General features: G+C 65.4%; 12 protein-coding genes. 2 read left to right on the top strand and 10 right to left on the bottom strand.

Features of this window, described 5'->3' with window-relative positions; all coding sequences use genetic code 11:
- Positions 1–39: 39 nt before the first annotated feature.
- The 3 genes from AC3ANU_RS04690 to AC3ANU_RS04680 form a co-directional block, all read right to left on the bottom strand.
- Positions 40–339, bottom strand: coding sequence for a putative quinol monooxygenase (locus tag AC3ANU_RS04690; protein ID WP_488315543.1), 300 nt, complete (start codon positions 337–339; stop codon positions 40–42).
- A 40-nt stretch (positions 340–379) separates the two neighbouring features.
- Positions 380–1,831, bottom strand: coding sequence for a cation:dicarboxylate symporter family transporter (locus AC3ANU_RS04685; RefSeq protein WP_488315942.1), 1,452 nt, complete (start codon positions 1,829–1,831; stop codon positions 380–382).
- A gap of 195 nt (positions 1,832–2,026) precedes the next feature.
- On the bottom strand, positions 2,027–3,046 hold the full coding sequence (locus AC3ANU_RS04680; protein WP_134165100.1) for an Lrp/AsnC family transcriptional regulator: 1,020 nt from the start codon (positions 3,044–3,046) through the stop codon (positions 2,027–2,029).
- A gap of 137 nt (positions 3,047–3,183) precedes the next feature.
- On the opposite strand from AC3ANU_RS04680, the gene AC3ANU_RS04675 reads away from it, so the two are divergent.
- Positions 3,184–4,452 carry a M20 metallopeptidase family protein gene (locus AC3ANU_RS04675; protein WP_018771744.1) on the top strand — a complete coding sequence of 423 codons (1,269 nt, stop codon included), beginning with the start codon at positions 3,184–3,186 and terminating at the stop codon, positions 4,450–4,452.
- A 45-nt stretch (positions 4,453–4,497) separates the two neighbouring features.
- Positions 4,498–5,787 carry an MFS transporter gene (locus AC3ANU_RS04670; protein WP_026266147.1) on the top strand — a complete coding sequence of 430 codons (1,290 nt, stop codon included), beginning with the start codon at positions 4,498–4,500 and terminating at the stop codon, positions 5,785–5,787.
- Between the two features lie 60 nt (positions 5,788–5,847).
- Here AC3ANU_RS04670 and AC3ANU_RS04665 read toward each other — a convergent pair whose 3' ends face one another.
- The 7 genes from AC3ANU_RS04665 to AC3ANU_RS04635 all read right to left on the bottom strand — a co-directional run bounded on the left by AC3ANU_RS04665 (position 5,848) and on the right by AC3ANU_RS04635 (position 14,116).
- Positions 5,848–7,185, bottom strand: a complete 1,338-nt coding sequence (locus AC3ANU_RS04665; protein ID WP_134165099.1) for a NosD domain-containing protein — start codon at positions 7,183–7,185, stop codon at positions 5,848–5,850.
- Between the two features lie 26 nt (positions 7,186–7,211).
- A complete protein-coding gene (locus tag AC3ANU_RS04660) occupies positions 7,212–8,159 on the bottom strand; it encodes a carbohydrate kinase family protein (RefSeq protein ID WP_134165098.1) in 948 nt (315 codons plus the stop codon).
- Positions 8,160–8,193: 34 nt separating this feature from the next.
- Positions 8,194–9,777, bottom strand: coding sequence for a glycoside hydrolase family 32 protein (locus AC3ANU_RS04655; RefSeq protein ID WP_134165097.1), 1,584 nt, complete (start codon positions 9,775–9,777; stop codon positions 8,194–8,196).
- 39 nt (positions 9,778–9,816) lie between these two features.
- Positions 9,817–10,860, bottom strand: coding sequence for a LacI family DNA-binding transcriptional regulator (locus tag AC3ANU_RS04650; protein ID WP_018771749.1), 1,044 nt, complete (start codon positions 10,858–10,860; stop codon positions 9,817–9,819).
- Between the two features lie 68 nt (positions 10,861–10,928).
- Positions 10,929–11,879, bottom strand: coding sequence for a carbohydrate ABC transporter permease (locus tag AC3ANU_RS04645; RefSeq protein ID WP_018771750.1), 951 nt, complete (start codon positions 11,877–11,879; stop codon positions 10,929–10,931).
- The gene (locus tag AC3ANU_RS04640) at positions 11,879–12,766 is read right to left on the bottom strand and encodes a carbohydrate ABC transporter permease (RefSeq protein WP_026266149.1); all 888 of its coding nucleotides are present in this window, start codon (positions 12,764–12,766) and stop codon (positions 11,879–11,881) included. Before AC3ANU_RS04640 ends, AC3ANU_RS04645 begins: the two co-directional genes overlap by 1 nt.
- Positions 12,767–12,832: 66 nt before the next feature.
- The gene (locus AC3ANU_RS04635; RefSeq protein ID WP_488315542.1) at positions 12,833–14,116 is read right to left on the bottom strand and encodes an ABC transporter substrate-binding protein; all 1,284 of its coding nucleotides are present in this window, start codon (positions 14,114–14,116) and stop codon (positions 12,833–12,835) included.
- Positions 14,117–14,129: the final 13 nt, after the last annotated feature.

The following is a 14,129-nucleotide window of genomic DNA, read 5'->3' as shown; positions in this document are numbered from 1 at the left end:
CAGGAGACCCGTTTATTGGGCAGGCTGCCTCCGGCGCCGTCAGCGCAGGGGTGACCCCACAACGGCAAACCGGTGGCCTCCCATCTCCCCTGAGAGCAGCGGCATCGCCTCGGCGATTGCGGCGCGCGTGCTGGCCAGTTCCAGCGACGCCCGGTGCGCTTCCGCGGATTCCCAGAGTTCGGAAACAAAGACAGTGTCCGGCAGGTCATCGTTGATGCCCACCTCATAGAGAAGGCAGCCGGCTTCCTTCATCCCGGGCTTGGGCCGGAGCAGGATGGCCACGAGGGCGTCGCGCTGGCCTGGCTTGGTTCCAAGAAGTCCCACATTGGCAAACGTCATGGGGACATTGTGCAGCATGGGGCTGAAGGAGGTGGTGAACCTACGGGACCGCCGCCGGCGCGGCGGGCTCCGCAGGGACGGCGCCTGACACGGCGCTTTGCTGGGCAGGCCCGACGGCGGAGCGCGGCGCTTCCTCTTCCGGCACCTTGGTGGGGGCTGGCTGCCCGGCCGCTTCCGCCGTCGTACCTTCACCGGCAAATGCACGCAGCATGGCGGCGCGGTCGAACTGCCCTTCCCACTTGGCCACGACAAAGGTGGCCACGCAGTTTCCCAGCAGGTTCACCACGACGCGCATGGAGTCCATCAGCCGGTCGGCGCCCAGCAGCAGCGCGACGCCGGCCACCGGGAAGATACCCAGCGCCCCGGCGGTGGCGGAAAGGGCCAGAAAGGCGGAACCGGGAACGCCCGCCATGCCCTTGGATGTCAGCATCAGGACTCCCAGGGCCGCCAACTGCTGGCCCAGGTCCAGGTTGTAGCCAAATGCCTGCGCCAGGAAGAGCAGCGAGATGGAGAGGTACAGGGCGGCCCCGTCAAGGTTGAAGGAGTAGCCGGTGGGAACCACCAGCCCGGTGGTGGCACGCGAGCAGCCGGCGTTGGTCAGCTTGGTCATGATCCGGGGCAGTACGGACTCCGTGGACGCCGTCCCCAGCGCCAGGAGGAACTCCTCGCGCGTATATTTCATGAACTGCCACAGCGGCACCCGCGGGTAGGCCCACGCCACCACGAACAGCAGCCCGATGAATGCCACCGCGGCGCCGTAACAGGCCGCAATCAGCACAGCGTACGTCCCCAGGGAATCGAGGCCGTACTGGCCGATGATGAAGGCCATGGCACCGAAGGCACCCACCGGCGCTGCCCGCATCACCCAGGCCATGATCTTGAAGAACAGTTCCAGCACCGTTTCCATCAGGGTGATCACCGGCAGGCAGCGTTCACGTCCGACGACGACGATCGCCGCCCCGAAGAACACGGAGAAGCACAGGACCTGCAGGAGGTTGTTGCCGGCGAAGGCGCCAATGACGCTGGTGGGGATGATGCCCAGCAGGAAGGCTCCGGCATCCTTGGGCGGGGCGGTGGCGGTTTTGGCATTGAGGGCATCCTGGGACAGGGTTGCGGGGTCGATGTTGAGCCCGGCTCCCGGCTGCACCAGGTTCCCCACCACCAGCCCGAAGACCAGCGCGAACAGGGTGGCACCCGTGAAGTAGGCCAGGGCCTTGATACCCACCCGGCCCACGGCCTTCACGTCGCTGACCGCGGCGATGCCGGTGACGATGACCAGGAAGATCAGCGGCGCGATGATCATCTTGATCAGCTGGATGAAGCCGTCGCCCAGCGGACGGAGCCCTGCGCCGAGGTCCGGCCAGAAGTGGCCCACCAGGATGCCCGCCACCACCGCCGCGAGGATCTGGACGAAGAGGGACCTGTACAGCGGTTTCGTGCGTGGCGCGGATGCCGGAACTTGCGGCTGCGGTGCGGGCGCGGTGGTCTTCATGCGGGGTGCCTGTTCGTTAGGGAGGACGTCATCCAGGAGGACGCCTGCTTCGGACGGCGGCGCCATCGGACGCCGCAGGATCACCCCAACGGTAGGAAACGGATGTTTCCGGAAAGATAAATCCGTAATGCGGAACTATTAAAGATGAAGCGTGCTATCCAGGGGACGTGTGCGCTGGTGCGGCGCAATGCCCGCTCACTCCCCCGCACCCAGGCTTCCGGCATGAACGACGGCGCCACTCGCCGTCGTGTCTTCCTTCAGCATCCAGCCCACCCGCTTGACGGTGCGCAGCATCACCGCACTTTCCACGATCTCGATGCCCGGCACCTTCTGCTGCAGCGCCAGTTCGGCGGACATGACATCCGCCAGCGTGTGGAGCCACATGATGATGACAAAGTTGGTGGGCCCGGTGGTGGAGGCACTCAACCGGACATTGCTGATGGTGCGGATCCCGGCGGCAGCCGCCTCATGCTGGCCTGCCGGTACGTTGACAAACCACTGGCAGGTCACCGGAAACGACGAATACCGCTGGGCGATTTCGCAGCGGAACGACAGGATGCCGCTTGCCAGCACGCGGTTCAACTGACGCTGCACGGTTGCCGGGTGCCGTCCGAGGGAGCGGGCCATCCCAGCCGCCGTCGCGCGGCCGTCCCTGGCGAGGAACGGCAGCAGGTCGAGGTGGCTCTGCGGAAGGTGGCCGGGCCGAGCGGAATCCGGAACAGCCGGGGAGCCAAGCGTCCGCAGCGTGGCCAACTGTGAACGGCTCAGGACATTCAACCGCCAGTCGTCGCCACTGCTGTGCAGCCGGGTGCACAGGGCCACCTGGTATTTTGTGAGCCCCTCAACCGCTTTGAGGCGCGTAATGATCTTGTCGCTGAACTCCTCAAGTGAACGTGTGATGACGGTCAGCATCAGGTCGCGGTTGCTGGCCGCCTCCTCCACCGTCACGATCTCGGGAACAGCAGCCAGTTCCGCCGTGACACTGTCCCGGCGGTTCATTTCGCAGTCCACCGCCACGTAGGCCAGGAGCATCTGCTTCGGGTCACCCGCCAGGTGCGCCGTCACCCACGCCGCCCCGCTTTCCGTAAGGCGCTCCCAGCGGGCCGCCAGCGTGGTGGCATGCTCGTCCAGTACCTTGGCAGCGTCCGTCCACCCCAGGCGCGGCGCGGCCTGCAGGACCTGGATCAGGGCAAGGTCATCCTCACTGAGCTCCATCGGACCACCTTTCTTTGATGCGCGAATCCTGCCCGCAGACGACATTCCACGAATAATTCCAGCGCTTTCGTCTGATGTGAACCACGCCACTTCAGAATAGTCCACAAGCCCTGATGCCTATTTCCAAGGAGTGACACGTGCCCATAACCGACGACGCCAAGGACCTGCAGGAAGACCTCATCCGGCTCCGCCACGACCTGCACCGGCAGCCGGAAATTGGCCTGCACCTCCCCCGCACCCAGGAGCGGGTCCTTCAGGCGCTGGACGGACTTCCCTACGAGATCACGCTGGGCAAGGACACGACGTCGGTCACCGCGGTCCTGCGCGGCGGGCACCCGGGCGGGGAGCAGGGGAACGGCGGCAGCAGTGCCGGGGACAGCCATGCCGGGGACAGCGCGGTCCGCCCCGCCGTCCTGCTTCGCGCCGACATGGACGGGTTGCCTGTCCAGGAGAAGACCGGCGTGGACTTCACCTCCCAGGCTGACGGTGCCATGCACGCGTGTGGCCACGACCTGCACACCTCCATGCTCGCCGGTGCCGCCACCCTTTTGGCCGAGAAGAGGCACCAACTCCGTGGCGACGTCGTCCTCATGTTCCAGCCGGGTGAGGAAGGGTTCGACGGCGCCAGCTACATGCTCCGGGAAGGTGTCCTGGACGCCGCGGGCACGCGCGTCCAGGCGGCCTACGGCATGCACGTGTTCTCCTCACTGGAACCGCATGGCACTTTCTGCACCAAGCCCGGCGTCATGCTCAGCGCCTCCGACGGGCTGGAAGTCACGGTGCTGGGCGCCGGCGGCCACGGCTCGGCCCCGCACTCGGCGAAGGATCCGGTGACCGTGGCGGCAGAGATGGTGACTGCCCTGCAGGTCATGGTCACCCGGCAGTTCAACATGTTCGATCCCGTGGTCCTGTCCGTGGGCGTGCTCCATGCCGGCACCAAACGGAACGTTATCCCCGAATCGGCCCGCATCGAGGCCACCATCCGAACGTTCTCCGAAGCATCGCGCCTGAAGATGATGGACGCCGTGCCGCGCCTGCTCAAGGGAATCGCCGCCGCGCACGGGGTGGAGGTCGCCGTCGACTACCTGCAGGAGTATCCCCTCACCATCACCAGCGAGGACGAAACCCACACCGCCGAAAAGGTGATCACCGAACTCTTCGGCGAGCGCCGCCTCTCGCGCTGGGCCACCCCCCTCAGCGGCTCGGAGGACTTCTCCCGGGTCCTCGAAGAGGTACCGGGCACCTTTGTGGGGCTCAGCGCCGTGGCCCCGGGCGGCGATCCGGCAACCTCGCCGTTCAACCATTCACCCTACGCAACGTTCCACGACGGCGTGCTGGCTGACGGGGCCGCCCTCTATGCGGAACTCGCCATCTCCCGGCTGGCCGCCCTTTCGCAGGCCTCCTAGCCCGGCAGCACCGCCACCATGCCCCAACCCACCAGGAAGAAGACCATGTCCGTTGCAGCAACCAAGCCACAGACTGGACGCATGTCCACCGCCAAGACCGTCGTCGGCACCGGCATCGGCAACGCCGTTGAGTGGTACGACTGGGCCATCTACGCCACGTTTACCCCGTTCATTGCCAGCCAGCTGTTCAGCAAAGCGGACCCGGCATCGGCCGTCCTGTCCACGCTGGCGATCTTCGCCGTGGGCTTCGTGGCCCGGCCCTTCGGCGGCTTCCTCTTCGGCTGGATCGGCGACCGGGTGGGCCGCAAGACGTCGATGACGCTCGCCGTCGGCCTCGCGTCGCTGGGCAGCCTGATGATCGGCGTCGCCCCCACCTTTGCCAGCGTCGGGGCGTTCGCTTCCCTGATGCTGCTGGTGGCCCGGCTGGTGCAGGGCCTGGCGCACGGCGGTGAGCTGCCGTCGTCGCAAACGTATCTGTCCGAGATGGCTCCCAAGGAGCACCGCGGCTTCTGGGCCACCCTGATCTACACGTCGGGGACGGTGGGCATCCTCTTCGGCACGCTGCTGGGAGCCGTGCTGAACATGGCCCTGAGCACCGAGGCGATGAACGCGTGGGGCTGGCGAGTGCCGTTCCTCATCGGTGCCGCCATGGGCCTGTACGCGCTGATCATGCGGTCGCGGCTGCACGAAACCGAGGCCTTCCAGGGCGAAGCCGTCACCGAAAAGCGCGCGCGGATCTGGCCGCAGATTGTCCGCTACCGCAAGCAGGCGCTGCAGGTCATCGGTCTGACCGTGGGCCTCACGGTGATTTACTACATCTGGGGCGTCGTGGCACCGAGCTACGCCACCACCGCCCTGAAGATCGACCGCGGCGAGGCATTGTGGGCCGGCGTCATCGCGAATATCGTCTTCATCGCCGCGCTGCCGGTATGGGGCAAGCTGTCCGACCGCATCGGCCGCAAGAAAGTCCTCTGGGCCGGCGCCATCGGCTCGGCAGTGCTGCACTTCCCCATGACCTGGCTCCTGAAGGATTCGGCCTGGCAGCTGGCGGTGTCCATGTCCGTGATGCTGGTGTTCATCGCCGCGAGCGCAGCCATCGTCCCCGCCGTGTACGCCGAGCTGTTCCCAACGTCCATCCGCACCGTAGGCGTGGGCGTCCCCTACTCCATCTGCGTGGCCCTGTTCGGTGGCACCGCCCCTTACCTGCAGCAGTGGCTGGGTTCCTCGCTTGGCGCGCCGCAGGTGTTCAATGCGTACGCAGTGCTGCTGCTGGTGGTCAGCGCGGCGTTTGTGTTCACCATCCCTGAGACCAAGGGCAAGGACCTGACGCACTGACCGTCCCGCTGCCAAGAGGTCCCCGGCGAGCATTCCGGCGCCGGGGACCTCTTGTCGTTGTCAGCCGGCCGTTGGGGTGGCCCTGACGGCATTCGCGGCCCTGTCAGCGCTGATTTGGGCGTCAGTTCCGGAATCAAGGATGGTGTTCCGCGTTGACGCGGAATCGACCACGACGGCCGTCACGGCGAGGCCGTCGGCAGCGCCAGTGGCCAGCAGGGCGCCCACCTGGGCCTCGAAGCAGGAGTTACTCGACGAGGCATTAACGTCAAGGGCCACCACATGGTTGTTGGAAACGAAGTTGCCCGCCCCCTCCATCAGCCGGATGATGACCGGCGTGGCCCCGGCCGGCCGGACGCTGTGCGCGTCGATGACCTCGGAAAAGTGGTTCCCGATCACCGAGTTGCTGTTGCCGCTGACGCAGAGAAGCCCTGTGAGGTCGTCCAGTCCGTTCCCGACTCCCTGGAACGGGGTCCATGGCTCATGGTCGCGCAGGAAGTGGTTCGTGGCCACGAGGTTTTCCGAACTGTTCGCTTCGAGCACCACCATGCCGGGGTAGAACGAATGCAGGCGGTTGTTGGTGACGCTTGAGCGCGTGACGCCGTTGAAACGGATGCTGCTGGCACCCCGGGGGAAGACGTTGTTTGCGGTGACCAGGAGGCCGCCATGCTTCTCCGCGTAGATCGAGTGGCCCTTGAAGCCTGCCCCGATCAGGTTGTCAGTGATCTTTGACGCCTGCCCCCACCCGCGCAGTTCAATGCAGCTTCCGCATTCGGCGATGAAATTGTCGTGGATGGAAAGCGCATCAGCGTTGTAGATGGTCAGGGCGTTCTCGAGGTACACGAATCCCATGCCGTTGACGCGGAACGAGTCATTCGCGTTCGCCACATGGATGCCAGTCTTGCCGTTGACGTACGTGTTCTCCGGATGCATCCCCGAGCCGTCCGGGCTGAAGTGCAACCCGTCAATGCAGAAATTGGAGAACTCCACCGAGCTGATCCGCGGGCTCCCGGTTCGCTCCACGTAGAAGGCGGCGCCTTGGGATTCCCCGCTGCCGCCGCTGAGGGGAATGTCCACCAGGATGCGGCTGCCGCCGGGCCACAGCTCGTGCAGGTTGGGCCATTCGTCTTCGGGAACGTTGAACCGGATGCTGGAGGACGTAAACCCGTGTCCCGATCCCTGGATCTTGAGGAAGCTGATGTCGATCAGCACCTGGGTACGCAGCCGGTAGTCCCCCGGCGGTATGTAGATCACCGCGCCGGGTTTTCCGCCGCTGTTCGCATCGGTGGCGGCCTGCCGGTGCTTGATGTCATCGATGATGCTGTTGATGACTTCACCGACGTCCTCGAACGGGTCGCCGGCAGGCCACGTCGTCACGTCGTAGTAGTTGTTGCTGGACATGGCTTCTTCCCTTTGTGTCGTGGTGTTCATGGGGCCACCGGCTGATGCTCGGGAAGGTCCTCCCGCAGTTCCTCCAGTGTTGGAGGGTGGGCCCCTGGGCGGCGCACCGTGATGGCCGCTGCCTTTGATGCCATGCGGCCCAGGGACTCCAGCACCGACGGTGCCAGCCCGTCTGCTCCGCGCATAAGCAGTCCGTAGATGAGGGCAGCCATGTACGAGTCGCCGGCCCCGATGGTGTCCACCACGGCCGACCTGACGGACGGTACTTCCACCCGTGCGCCACCTGTTGTGAGCAGGGATCCTTCCGCGCCCATGGTGACGGCGACGAGACCGGCCCCAAGCCCAACGATTCGCTGTGCGATGTCATCCACGGCCAGCCGCGGATAGAGCCAGCGGGCGTCCTCATCGCTGAGTTTCACCACCTCCGTGAACGGAACAAGTTCCTCGAAGACGGTCTTTGCCTCAAAATGGCTGCCGAGCAGGGCAGGGCGGATGTTGGGATCGTAGGTGACCACGCAGCGCTCGTGGGACTGCTCAAGGAGCTCCCTGACTCCTTGCGCTCCCGGTGCCAGGAAGGAGGCGATCGAACCGGTGTGCAGGATTTTGGGAAGGACCGCCGGGGCGGTCCGTGGGAGGTCCCACCGTATGTTGAAGTCGTACTGGGCGGAACCGTCGGACGCCAGAACCGCGGTGGCCGTAGAGGTTGCGCCGCGGACCCGGGAACCCGGCAGGAGTTGGACTCCCGCGCTTTGGAGGTGCTGTTCGATGGCGGAGCCGTGGTGGTCGTCGCCGATCGAGGTGAACAATGCCGTGCTTGCCCCCAGCCGCCCGAGCCCATAGGCCACGTTGGCCGGCGACCCGCCGGGGTGCTCCACGGTGCCCCGCGGCGTGACCACGATGTCCATGAGGGCTTCACCGACAACAACCACGTCGATGCCCTGCCTTGGGTCGGCAGCCTGCTGGACTGTTGGCATCTTTTTGGACCTTTCGTTGGGCGAGGGCGAACCGTTAAGCAAGTTCACTGACGGCGAGCTTGAGTATTGTTGCCGGGCCTCCGTCGACCGTCAGCCGGTTCTCCGTGTTGCCGGGGCCTGGGAAGATGAGATCGGTCAGGACCGTCCTGCCGCCCTGGGCGAAGACTTCGACCGAGCAGTGGTCCACGACAATCAGCAGCTTCAGGACACCGTTTTCAAGGTGGACCGGCGCGGACTCAACCGAAGCGAATTTCCCGTGAAAGCCAGTGTTTCCCGACTGCCTGCGGTCAAGGATGAGTTGGGCAGTTGCTGGGTCGTAACTGAGGATGGCGCCGGCGGTGCCGTCGCTGTTTCCGAAGAATTGGAACCCGATCCGGTCCGCCGTGCCGGGCAGTATGTCAGCCTCGATGACCTGGGCACTGCCGGGTACGGGGTCCGGCAGGCGGAGGGCTTCGTTCCGCAGCTCAACCGTTTCCACGGTCAGGTGCTCCCCTGCGGCGGGCAGTGCTCCCCCTGTGCCGGGTTCCGGCAGGACCGGCTGTTGGACCAGGCGGGCGCAGCCATCGACTGCGGTGAGACGCAGTTCGCGGGCCAGGGTCATGGAAGAGCGCCATGGGGCTGTGGGCAGTTCGTTGGCGTAGTCCCAGTTGTTCATCCAGCCGATGATGATGCGCCGGTTATCCGGGGCGTTGCTGAACGAAACGGAGGCGTAGCAGTCGCGTCCCCAGTCAAGCCACAGGCACTGCCGCAGCGCGGCCGAAGCCTCCGAGGGGTCCGGGACGGTACGCAGCCCGGCCGGAGCCACGAGGGAACCTGCGTCCGGAACGAACCGGGCGCCGTCGAACTGGCCCACGAAGTACTGGCCGCCGGATCCCCCAGCCACTGCGCCGGGGTTGACGTTGACGATCAGGACCCATTTGGTGTTGGCCGGGTCCCCGTCCACTGCGAGGGGAAAAAGATCGGGGCACTCCCAGTCACCGGCGTCGGCGTTGGCCGGGCCGAAATCACTCAGGAAATCCCACGACTTGAGGTCATCCGAACGGTAGAAGACCACCTGCTGGTGATGCGCTTCGACCGCGACCATGACCCAGTACGCGCCCAGCTCCCCTTGGTAGCGGAACACCTTGGGATCCCTGAAGTTCGCCGAATTCCTGGTGAGGACAGGGTTTCCGTCGTATTTCTGCCACGTCATGCCGCCGTCGGTGCTGTACGCGAGGGACTGGGCCTGCGTGCCGTTCAGTTCTGACGCGGCTTTGAAGGCACTGGTGTAGATGGCCACCAGGGCGGGTTGCTCCGCAGAGCCAAAGCCGGCCGTGTTGCCGCGGTCCACCACGACGCTGCCGGAGAAGATGTCCTCTGTCTCGTCGCACGCAATCGCCACCGGGTGTTCCGTCCAGTGCAGCAGGTCACGGGAGGTGGCGTGGCCCCAGGACATGTTGCCCCAGACGCTGCCATAGGGGTTGTTTTGGTAGAAGAGGTGGTACAGGCCGTCGTGGAACACCAGGCCGTTGGGATCGTTCAGCCAGGTATCCCTTGCCGTGAAGTGGATGGCAGGCCGGAACCTGGAGATTTCTGCCGGAGCTGTTTCCGGGCGGGCGGCATCAAGGCAACTGGACATGTCTGGTGTTCCCCTTGGGAAGTGGAAGGAGCTGGCTGCCTACTGGCGGGGCGCCGCGATGGAGTCGCGGCGCACCAGGGGGCAACTCAGGATGGTCGGGTGAAGGGCCATGAGGGAAAGGTCCGTCTTCCCCTCGACGGCGTCGATCAGGTGCTCGGTGGCCCAGGCACCCATCTCGTAGTGCGGCAGGGCCACGGTGGTGAGGCCCGGATAAAGGTTGGCGGCGATCAGTTCCTGGTCATCGAAGCCGACAATCGAAAGGTCGGCCGGGATGGACAGGCCCAGTTCGGCAGCGGCGCGATAGGCGCCCATGGCCATCCGGTCGTTGTAGCAGAACAGGCCCGTCGGCCGGTGGGCGCCTGCCAGGATGCGCCGGGCCGCTTCATAGCCGCCATGCACCTCGGAAACCTCGGACTCGACAGGTGCCGCGTCGCCGTCGAGCCCTGCTTCCGTCAGCGTGGCCCGGAAGGCCCGGAGCCGCTGACGGGTCGCGGGGACGTCGTCAGTGTTGTTGATGAATCCCACCCGGGTGTGGCCCGCTTCGAGGAGCGCGGTCACGGCCGCGCGGGCACCACCTTCCTCATCCGGGATCACTGCGGTGATGTTTCCGCCGGTGGCCACGGAGTCCACCAGCACGGAGGGCACGCTGCCGAGGTTGGGCGGCAGTTCCACGTTGCGGTGGTACATGGTGGCGTAGAGGATTCCGTCCACCCGGCGGTCCAGGAGGGCCTCGACGTCGGCCTCCCGGGACTCCAGGCTGGCCGAGCCGGAGGTGTTGATGATCATCAGGTTGTACCCGCGTGCTTTGGCGGCCTCGTCGGCGCCGAGGATGATCCGCCCGGCGTGCGGCGTGGTGGCGATATCCTCGCTGACCAGGCCCAGCATGCCGGTCCTCTGCGTGCGCAGCGCCTGGGCCAGGCGGTTTGGCCCGTACCCCAACTGCTCGGCGGCGGACCGCACCTTGTTCCGGGTTTCCGGACTCACCCTGGCGTATGAGACGTCATTGAGGACATGGGAGACGGTGGTGACGGACACGCCGGCGGCCACGGCCACGTCCTTGATGCCGATGTTCTTGTTGCTCATCTGTCTCCCACGTCCTTATGGTCAGTGATGCCCCTGGGGCTACCAGTAGGCTACTCGTTGCTGGTGATCTAGCCCTTGACGGCGCCGAGGGTCATGCCCGCCACGATCCTGCGCTGCAGGAGCAGCGTGAGGAGGATGACGGGGATGGAATACACGGCGGCGAGGGCCGTCATGGATCCCCAGTCCAGGCCAAACTGCGTCTGGAAGTTCGCGATCACCACGGGCGTTGTCTGGGAGCGGATGGCCGTCATCAGTAGCGCGAACAGGAACTCGTTCCAGGAGGCCAGGAAGGCGAAGATGGCTGTGACCGCGATGCCGCCGGACACCACCGGGATCACCACGCGCCACAGGGCTCCCAGCCGGCTGCACCCGTCCACGGTGGCCGCTTCCTCCAGGTCCTTCGGCACCGCTTCGAAGAAGCTGGACATGAGCCAGATCGAGAGCGGCAAGGAAATGGTGGTGTGGGCGATGGACAGTGCAATGGGAGTGTCGGCCAACCCCATTGAGGCCATCATGGACGCCAGCGGGATTCCGATGGCCACCGGCGGCACCATCCGGGTCACCAGCGCGGCCATGATGAAGATCCGGCCGCTGAGGGTCTTGTACCGGGTGATGCCGTATGCCGCCGGCACCGCCAGCACCAGCGAAAGCACGGTACTGATGATGGCAGTCTGGATGCTGTTGATGAACGACGCCGGCACGCCGCTGCGGCCCAGCGCATTGGCGTAGTTCTCCAGCGTCCACTCCCGGGGAAGGATGGTGGGCGGCACCGCGATGGTGTCGATCGGCGTCTTAAAGGACGTGAACAGCAGGTACAGGAACGGGAACCCGTACAGCACCATCGCTGCCGCCAGGAGGACCCACAGCAGCGTGCGGGTGCCGCGCCGGCCTGCTTCCAGGCCTTCCCGGTTCACACCGCGGCGCTTGCGTTCCTTGCCTGTGGCGACCGGCGCCGAAGGTGCCCCGGGCGCCATGGCCGTGGCCCCGCCGTCGTGCCTGACTCTTTCTGCGGTTCTCATCAGTTGTCCTTCCCTGGCCGCCAAATGGTGGATACCGCCACGAAGGCGACGGCAAGCATCGCCAGCAGGTAGAGGGTGCCCATGGCGCTTGCCAGCCCGGGGTCTCCGAACCGGATCATGGTCCGGTAGATCAGCAGGCTCATGGTTTCCGACGCGGACTGCGGTCCGCCATTGGTTTGGATGAGGATGGTGTCAAAGGCGCGGGCTGCGTCGATGCCGCGGACCACCAGGGCGACGGCGATGACCGGCCGCAGCAGGGGCAGGATGATCCGGAACAGCAGTGCCGGTGCGCGTGCACCGTCCAGCCGTGCTGCCTCGATCAGGTCGCCGGGGATGTTCTGCAGGCCTGCGAAGAGCACCAGGCACATGAACGATGTGGTCAGCCAGATGTCAGGGACGGCCACCGAGTAGAGCACGATGCCCGGGTCAGACAGCCAGCCGATCTGGTTGGGGTCGGACAGGATCCCCGCCTGGTGCAGGAGGGTTCCGATCAGGCCGAAGTTGTCGATCATCAGGAATTTCCACAGCAGGCCGGCCACGATGGGGGCGATCATCAGCGGATACATGAAGACGGTCCGCCAGATCTGGGAGCTCTTGCCCAGCATGGTGAACAGCAGCGCCATGCCCAGGCCCAGCGCGAATTCCAGCGTGACCACCACCAGGGTGTAGGCAAGTGTCCGCCACCCTGCGCCGGTGAAGGCCTCCGAGGCGAAGGCCCTGACGTAGTTGTCCAGGCCTACGAACTCGCGGGAGCCGCCGGCAATCGGGGAAATCTTGAAGAAGCTGTCCGCCACCAGGCGGAACAGCGGAAAGGCCACAAAAACTGCCAGGAACAGCGCCGCTGGTGTCATCAGGAACAATGCGAAGCGGCGATCGGAGATACGCACGGTTTTCTCTTCCGCTGGTTGGGGCCGCGGCCGGCGCCGGTGAGTCAGGCGCCGGCCGCGGGGGTCTTACTTAAGGAGGTCCTCGATCTGCTTTTTGGCATCGGCGAGGAGAGTTGCGGAGTCACCGCCGGCGACAGCCTTCTGGAGCATGGGCACCAGCACGGTGTCCACGATCTGCTGCCACTTTTCGGTAGCGGGGCGCGTGGCCGTGGCCTTGCCGTTGAGGGTCTGGATCAGGGGCTTGAAGCTCTCATAGCCTGGCTTGTCCTGGTATTTCTCGAAGGCGGAGATGCGTGCGGCCAGGCCAAGATTCGACTCGATGCCCTTGTCGTTGTAGTCGTAGGCGCACTTGACGAACTTCCTGGCGGCGTCCGCGTTCTTGGTTGCTTTCGGTACGGACAGGTACCAGGGGCCTGGCACGCCGCCGACGCCGGCTGAACCGGCGATCATGGGTGCAGCACCAACCTTGCCGGCCACTGCCGAGTCCTTGGGGATCTGGCGGTAAGCGTGGGCCCAGAAACGGGTCATGGCCGTCTTGCCCTGGTTGAACAGGTTCTGCGCGGCAGCCCAGTCAACCTGTGCGGCACCCGAGGGCGCGTCCTTGACGAGGCTGGTGTAGAAGTCCAGGGCTTCCTTGTGGGCGGCGTTGTCGATGACCACCTTGTTGTTCGCATCCAGGACCATGGGCGAGCCGGCCTGCAGGACGTGGGCAAGCCATTCGGTTTCCACACCGCCCTTGACGTCGGTTCCGTACATGCCGTCCTTGGTGAAGAACGCGGAAATGTCCTGGTACTGCTTCCATGTTGTAGGGGCGGCGAGCCCGTAGCCGTACTTGGCCTGGAAGTCAGCCTTGTTCTTGGCGTCCTCGAACAGATCCTTGCGGTACAGGATGATTTCCGCGTTGGTCCAGGCGGGCATCCCGATGAAATGGCCGTCCACGTTGGCTTCCTTGACCAACGCCGGGAAGATGTCCTTCTTTGCCTCATCGGTAAAGAGTTCGTCAATGGGCTGGACGGCGTCCTTGAAGCTGGGCAGCCAGACGGAGTCCAGGGCGGCGACGTCGAAGGAGACGGTGCCGGAGGAAAATTCGCTGGAGAGACGGTTGAACATGCCGTCGTAGGGCAGTTCGACGAAGTTGACGTCGACGCCGGTTTCCTTCTTGCATTGTTCCGCGACGCCCGTCAGCTCGGCGTGGCCGCCGGCTTCCACCAGGACGTTTACGGTGCTGGTGCCGGCGCTCCCGGACGATGATGCCGGGCCCCCTGCGCCGCACCCGGAGGCAGCCAGGGCAACGACGGTGCAGATACCGCCGATGGTGGCGAGCCTGTTGATGTTTTTACGAGTGGACATCGCTGTCGACTCA

It is taken from the genome of Arthrobacter sp. SDR-2R (genome assembly GCF_057747955.1).
This window is presented reverse-complemented; position numbering and strand designations above follow the sequence as displayed.

Excerpts from the sequence above, each read along its gene's own strand:
- AC3ANU_RS04645 (WP_018771750.1), bottom strand. The coding sequence starts at position 11,879 with ATGAGAACCGCAGAAAGAGTCAGGCACGACGGCGGGGCCACGGCCATG.
- AC3ANU_RS04680 (WP_134165100.1), bottom strand. The coding sequence starts at position 3,046 with ATGGAGCTCAGTGAGGATGACCTTGCCCTGATCCAGGTCCTGCAGGCC.
- AC3ANU_RS04650 (WP_018771749.1), bottom strand. The coding sequence starts at position 10,860 with ATGAGCAACAAGAACATCGGCATCAAGGACGTGGCCGTGGCCGCCGGC.
- AC3ANU_RS04660 (WP_134165098.1), bottom strand. The coding sequence starts at position 8,159 with ATGCCAACAGTCCAGCAGGCTGCCGACCCAAGGCAGGGCATCGACGTG.
- AC3ANU_RS04690 (WP_488315543.1), bottom strand. The coding sequence starts at position 339 with ATGACGTTTGCCAATGTGGGACTTCTTGGAACCAAGCCAGGCCAGCGC.
- AC3ANU_RS04655 (WP_134165097.1), bottom strand. The coding sequence starts at position 9,777 with ATGTCCAGTTGCCTTGATGCCGCCCGCCCGGAAACAGCTCCGGCAGAA.
- AC3ANU_RS04670 (WP_026266147.1), top strand. The coding sequence starts at position 4,498 with ATGTCCGTTGCAGCAACCAAGCCACAGACTGGACGCATGTCCACCGCC.
- AC3ANU_RS04665 (WP_134165099.1), bottom strand. The coding sequence starts at position 7,185 with ATGTCCAGCAACAACTACTACGACGTGACGACGTGGCCTGCCGGCGAC.
- AC3ANU_RS04685 (WP_488315942.1), bottom strand. The coding sequence starts at position 1,831 with ATGAAGACCACCGCGCCCGCACCGCAGCCGCAAGTTCCGGCATCCGCG.
- AC3ANU_RS04635 (WP_488315542.1), bottom strand. The coding sequence starts at position 14,116 with ATGTCCACTCGTAAAAACATCAACAGGCTCGCCACCATCGGCGGTATC.